The sequence below is a fragment of the Bacillus sp. LL01 genome (assembly GCF_001037965.1).
The window spans coordinates 1-5,880 of record NZ_LFEL01000098.1 but is presented as its reverse complement, the minus strand read 5'-3'; the positions used below and the strand labels follow the sequence as shown (position 1 = coordinate 5,880).

Here is a 5,880-nt window from a genome sequence, read left to right as displayed (position 1 = left end):
CAGCAATCAGAAAATCAAGGATACGGTAAGCAGCAAGCCTTTAATCAAGTACAACAGACTCAAATGCAACAACCACAACAGCAACAAATGATGCAGCAACCACAAGGACAATTTTTCTCCGCACAGAGTTACCAAGTACCAGGTTTCGTACAGCAGCAATTCGGTGGTGAAGGAATGTTACCGCTTGAGCAGTCATTTATTGAAAACATCCTTCGTTTAAACCGCGGCAAGATCGGAACGTTTTATTTCACCTATGAAAACAATGCTGAATGGAATGCTAAAATCTTTATAGGACGGGTAGAGGAAGCAGGTCGAGATCATATAATTATCAGTGATCCCGAAACCGGGATGTACTATTTACTTCTAATGGTTAACCTTGACTATGTAACATTTGACGAGCCGATTGAATATGAATATCCGTTTAACAGCGGGACTGCTGCTCAACTAGCACAATATTCTCCAAGACCGGAATAGTATTAAAGCCTCCTACTGAAAAGGAGGCTTTTTTGTATATTATGCACTAAAAAGAGACTGGGACAAAAGTATTTTAACTTATGGAAAATCGAACATTACTGATGCGGTCTCTATATACCGCTCCTGAAATATACTTCGCTTTCCGCGGGAAGCGAAGTATATTTCATCCGCTCATTTAGCGCTTCGTTCKTATCCTGAGTTAAACCTCTGAGATATGTCCAAGCCTTTTCTTTTCTTTTATTATAGACCTCTAACCGCAGCTAACCCAAGCAGTACCCAACCAACGATAAATGCCAGCCCACCAATTGGAGTAATTGCTCCAAGCTTTGTTACACCGGTTAATGCCATCRCATATAAACTTCCAGAGAAAAGAATAATGCCAATCAAAAAGCTCCACCCTGCTCCATTTAACATGCTTGAAGATGTTAATTTCAAAGCAACTAATCCTACAATAATGAGGCCAACCCCATGAATCATATGATATTGAACGCCAGTCTGATAATTTTTCATCATCCGTTCAGGTAAACGAGATTCTAACCCGTGCGCACCAAAAGCACCAATTGCAACAGACAACGCCATGACAATACTTCCCATAAAAATAAATAATTTAGCCATATTTCCACTCCTAGACCAATATGTAATCATAAACTAAGAATAGCACAGTGTTTCCATCTAGACAAAATTGCTAATTACTTATAAAAGACCGACCTTGTTGCAGGATCAATCCTTTGTACTAGTTACCTCTCACTGTATCGCTATCGCCTTATGATAAGTCCCTTTATGTTAAAGGGTTTTTCAATTGTAATAGAATTTGAATAAAACGTCATGTTAGGAGTTGTTCCCCGTGAAACATTTTAAAAATTTAGATAAACTAACAGTAATAACAATTTGAGGAGGCGAACAATGAGCAACTTAATCATTCGTCCTTATACACTTGATGATTACGAAGGGTTACTTGGTGTACAAAAAGAAGCCTTTCCTCCCCCATTTCCTGAAGAACTGTGGTGGAGCAGAGAACATATCCGATCTCACGTTGAGACGTTCCCCGAAGGGTGCCTGTTAGCTGAAATAGATGGCATCATTGTTGGCTCAGCAACATCCTTAATTCTTCAATATACAGGTGAGGACCATACTTGGGAAGAAGTCAGTGATCATGGTTACATCAAAGGGAGTCACCAAGAACACGGAGATAGTTTATATGGAATCGATGTCTGCGTCAGACCTAGTTACCGAGGGCAAGGAATTGCAGGCGCATTATATGAAGCTAGAAAAGAAACTGTCAGAGAGCTTGGGTTAGCCCGCTTTTTAGCAGGATGCCGAATTCCAAATTACCATCAATACGCCAAAGAGCTTAACGTATCCACTTATATTGATAAGGTGAACAACGGGGAAATCCATGACTTAGTTTTATCTTTCATGATCAAGCAAGGACTTTCCCCCATACAACCACTACCTAATTACTTAGAAGACAAGGAGTCTCTTGATTATGCGGTTTTAGTAGAGTGGAAACTAAAAGATGGATCATAAACTAGGAAAAACAAAGAAGGTGCCCATGAATACAAGTGCCGTCCATATGAGCGACCAATGAATAGAGCTTTCGACATGCCGAGTCTGAAAACGCCTTTTATGTATGAGTGAAAAAACAAATAAGAATGTAACCAATAAAAAGAACACACCTAATATATAAAGTAAAAATCGGTATTGCACAACCCAGTTAAATAAAGGACCCATTGTTGCCATCAAAATAAAAATACTAGCTGCAATGAGTGCAATTAATAAAGTGAGCTGAGGCATTTTCAACCATGCTCTATGGCGAAACAACGCTCGATTCTTCTTCGCCTCAAACAAAAACAATAAATAAAGTCCAAGTAAGATGATGGTATACACAAGTAAGGTAGAAAAACTTGTGTTCACAGCTCCCCCACCTGCTGTTGGCGGTTGAAATGTGTGTGAGCTCACCATTCTCTCTAGCATAAACATAAACAAGATCATATTTGCGACGATCAGAACTTGAAAGGTAGACCATTTAGCCATTTGCCATCTCGACCCCTTTCTATTTATAAGGCTTATACTACTTAGACGTATAAGCCTATCGTTTGGTTTCACAATTTTCTAATCTTATGTCTATTTTTTCCTTACTATAAAAATAACCTGCCCCGTAGACTAGGAGCAGGTTCACTTAGAAATCAAGTAAATTGGGTTCTTTTACTGGAGCTGGTTGACTTTCTACAKGGGCAGAAGAAACGATATGCGTTTGCTTGGGGGCAGTTYGTGCCATCATCTGATTAGGGTAAACTGGACGAGCATGCTCACTCGCTCTAGATTTTGTTCCACTCTTTAATAATTGGCAATGAGATTCAATCACCGCTGTATATTCACGAATAGTAGCTTGATCACCTTGTTCAATCGCTTTTCTTAAGCGGCTAAGTTGCTGTTCCATTTGATCGATAATCATCGTCCCGGAAATATTCATATCTAACACCTCTCTTTTCTCACCCCCATATTATCATATTCACAGCATAAAAAGACAACCAACATGCCGGCTCATGACTCCCGCACATTGGTTGCCAATATTGTTTTAATCCCTGCGACATTTATCCCTCGCTCAATATAAGACTTTATTAAGCGAAATCGTTCAATATCTTCTAAAGAAAACATGCGTTGATTTCCGTCATTCCGAGCTGGTTTAATCAACCCTTGTTCTTCGTAGTAACGAATTTGTCTTGCCGTTAAGTTCGTCATCTCCATTACAACACGAATTGGTAAGCAGGCTTGTTTTTTAGAAACAGTGGGATMCACTCCCTCCCCTCCTTCTCTAATGTCTAGGATTCCTCTCTCCACTCCATTATTTTTTTAATGTAGCTAAATAAATATAAATATCTCTCAGTGTAGAAAATCCTTTTTCCTGCGCCAGCATCAAGCACTCCTGCCAAAGCTTTGCGGTCATTTCGGCATCATGCAAGGCATGATGCCTAGTCGTAATCGGGATATTGTAATATGCACAGCATTCATCAAGGGTCACAAGTGGCTCATCACTAGCTACAACTCTCGTTAAAAAAGTTGTATCAATGATCCTATGAGCAAATGGCATTCTCATTAACTTCCAGGTCATATGAGACATAAAGCGTTTTTCATGTGTGGCATGATGAGCAACAAGAGTACCACCGCCAACAAAATCATAAAAATCGTGTAATACGTCCTTTAAAGGGTTTGAGGAAGCTAATTCTTTTAGTGTAAGACCTGTTAATGACAAAACATCACCTGAAGGTTCCCTTTTACATTGTACGGTTGAATAAAATGTCTTTTCCTCAAAAATCTTTACCCCATTCATTTTTACTGCACCTATAGAAAGAATTTCATCTCCTTTATCCGGAAAAAAACCACTTGTTTCTAAGTCAAACACGATAAACGGTACGGAATGAAGGGGTTGATCAAGAGCATCATCATTTTTTAGTTCTCGCTGAATTTGCCTTAGCCTAGCAAGCCCCTCTGCCTCGGATTGCTGCATCGTCGATGAATACATACTTGGACTTAATTTCGTTGATAACTGTTTAACAAACTGCACCATATGGTTCATTACCATTAGGATCAACCCTTCATTAATGCATTTTCAATATAATGATAAAGCTCATGACCTTCACGAACCCATTCTTTTAACCGATTCTTCTCTGCTGAAGATAGTCGGTCAATGTTTATAAAGTGAATACCTTCATACTCATTATGACCATATTGAAAGCGGAGGCGATGCGTGAGTAACTCTTGAAATGAAAGCTGATGGCTTTTTACATGTCCATAAGCAGCAGGTAATTTCTTCATGCGCTCCAGAGTGGAAGAAGCCATTATTCCCTCTTTTAAGGCGAGTAGTCGTAGCCCGTTTACGTATGGAAAAAGAACCGTCTGTTTCAGATCGAATTTCCCTTGATGGAGTCCCTTTGATTCTGTGAGTAGTTGCCCAAAAAAACCAATCCCTTTTTTAACTCTACCCGTATTTTCAGTTAGACGTTTTATGAGTTTAGGGTTTATTTTCAAATGTTTATGAATCATTTGTTTGATTTCCTCTACATAAGACTCTTCCCCTATGAAAATCCTTGCATCAGCTACCGTTAAAACATAACGAAGTGACTCCCACGTATCTTCTTCAATCCATTGATCAATCTGAAGTTGCCAAGCTTTTCTTGACTTACACCAACGGTTAGAAGAAGCCATCACCTTCCCGTCACACTCTGCATACCCAGCGTCTTCAAGTGCACTTGATATTTCACTTCCTAATTTAAGGAAATACTCCTCATATTCAAGATGATCTTCCTCATAAAGAATCGCGTGATCTTGGTCGCTAAAGTAGGATTGTTCACATCGACCAGCACTACCCATTACAAAGAAAGCAAAGTGAGTAGGAGGACTCCCCCACTCACTTTCTATCTTTCTCAACGCTTTATTTACAGCATATTCCATTCGCTTATTGTGAATTTCTTGCAGTTTACTTGGCCTTTGTTCCTTTAAAACTATCTCACGTAACTCTGCTTCACTTTCTTCAAATGGCACATCTTGTTCTTTTGGTGTCGACATCTTAAGCTCCTGGCTTTTCGTGTTTTTCTGGCATGCTTTCAGGATATCCGTAGCTACCATGCTCACTTAGATCTAGGCCAAGAATTTCTTCTTCTTCTGATACTCGTAGTCCACCTACAATTGCTTTTGTAACAAGAAGTAATACATAAGATGCGATGAATGCAAAAGCACCACATGCGACGACACTTAATGTTTGAACGCCTAGTTGTGCGAAGCCACCACCATAAAATAGACCAGCGCTTCCGCCATTTAATTCAGCAAGTTGAGGTGTTGCGAAGAACCCGGTAGAAATCGTACCCCATACACCAGCTACACCATGTACAGATAAGGCAAAGATCGGATCGTCAATTTTCGCTTTATCGAATAATTTCATACTGAAGAATACGATTAGTCCACCAATGATACCAATAATAACCGCGGCCCAAGGTGCTACAAACGCACATGAAGCAGTAATGGCAACTAGAYCTGCTAGAGCACCATTTAACATTGTTGGAACATCAGATTTCCCAAGCATTGCCCAGGCAATAAATAGAGCTGCGACTGCACCAGCTGCTGCAGCAAGCTGTGTGTTCAATGCTACGTATCCAAAGAATACTCCCTCTACACCTAACGTACTCCCTGCGTTAAAACCAAACCAACCTACCCATAAAATTAAAACCCCTAATGCTGTATACACTTGATTGTGACCAGCAAGATCATTTGCAGAACCGTCTTTATTGAATTTCCCAAGACGAGGCTTCAATAAAATCGTGGCTGCTAATGCTGCCATTGCACCCGTTAAATGAACTACTGTCGAACCAGCAAAGTCTTGCTTCCCTAGTTCAGCTAACCAACCATCAC

General features: G+C 40.0%; 9 protein-coding genes. 2 read left to right on the top strand and 7 right to left on the bottom strand.

The genetic code is table 11. From position 1 onward, the window contains the following. The first annotated feature begins 87 nt into the window (after nucleotides 1–87). Nucleotides 88–474: a spore coat protein GerQ gene (gene gerQ / locus AB685_RS25285; protein WP_198530587.1), complete on the top strand. Its 387-nt coding sequence runs from the start codon at nucleotides 88–90 to the stop codon at nucleotides 472–474. Nucleotides 475–714: 240 nt separating this feature from the next. Here gerQ and AB685_RS25280 read toward each other — a convergent pair whose 3' ends face one another. Next, nucleotides 715–1,089 (bottom strand): DUF423 domain-containing protein, encoded by a 375-nt coding sequence (locus tag AB685_RS25280; protein ID WP_047973351.1) that lies wholly within the window; start codon nucleotides 1,087–1,089, stop codon nucleotides 715–717. A 288-nt stretch (nucleotides 1,090–1,377) separates the two neighbouring features. Between AB685_RS25280 and AB685_RS25275 the strand changes: the two genes are divergently transcribed. Beyond that, a complete protein-coding gene (locus AB685_RS25275; protein WP_047973350.1) occupies nucleotides 1,378–2,001 on the top strand; it encodes a GNAT family N-acetyltransferase in 624 nt (207 codons plus the stop codon). Here the strand turns inward: AB685_RS25275 and AB685_RS25270 are convergent. The 6 genes from AB685_RS25270 to AB685_RS25245 all read right to left on the bottom strand — a co-directional run. Further along, nucleotides 1,996–2,508, bottom strand: coding sequence for a hypothetical protein (locus tag AB685_RS25270; RefSeq protein ID WP_047973349.1), 513 nt, complete (start codon nucleotides 2,506–2,508; stop codon nucleotides 1,996–1,998). The two genes, AB685_RS25275 and AB685_RS25270, sit on opposite strands and share 6 nt — an antisense overlap. A 145-nt stretch (nucleotides 2,509–2,653) precedes the next feature. Further along, a complete protein-coding gene (locus AB685_RS25265) occupies nucleotides 2,654–2,947 on the bottom strand; it encodes a DUF5327 family protein (RefSeq protein WP_047973348.1) in 294 nt (97 codons plus the stop codon). Between the two features lie 71 nt (nucleotides 2,948–3,018). Further along, entirely contained in the window at nucleotides 3,019–3,222 is a 204-nt protein-coding gene (locus AB685_RS25260) for a MerR family transcriptional regulator (RefSeq protein ID WP_047973354.1), read from the bottom strand. A gap of 97 nt (nucleotides 3,223–3,319) precedes the next feature. Next, a complete protein-coding gene (locus tag AB685_RS25255; RefSeq protein WP_047973347.1) occupies nucleotides 3,320–4,057 on the bottom strand; it encodes a 3'-5' exonuclease in 738 nt (245 codons plus the stop codon). 5 nt (nucleotides 4,058–4,062) lie between these two features. After that, the gene (locus AB685_RS25250) at nucleotides 4,063–5,040 is read right to left on the bottom strand and encodes a DUF294 nucleotidyltransferase-like domain-containing protein (RefSeq protein WP_053073954.1); all 978 of its coding nucleotides are present in this window, start codon (nucleotides 5,038–5,040) and stop codon (nucleotides 4,063–4,065) included. A gap of 1 nt (nucleotide 5,041) precedes the next feature. Next, on the bottom strand, nucleotides 5,042–5,880 hold an 839-nt coding region (locus tag AB685_RS25245), incomplete at its 5' end, for an ammonium transporter (protein ID WP_047973346.1).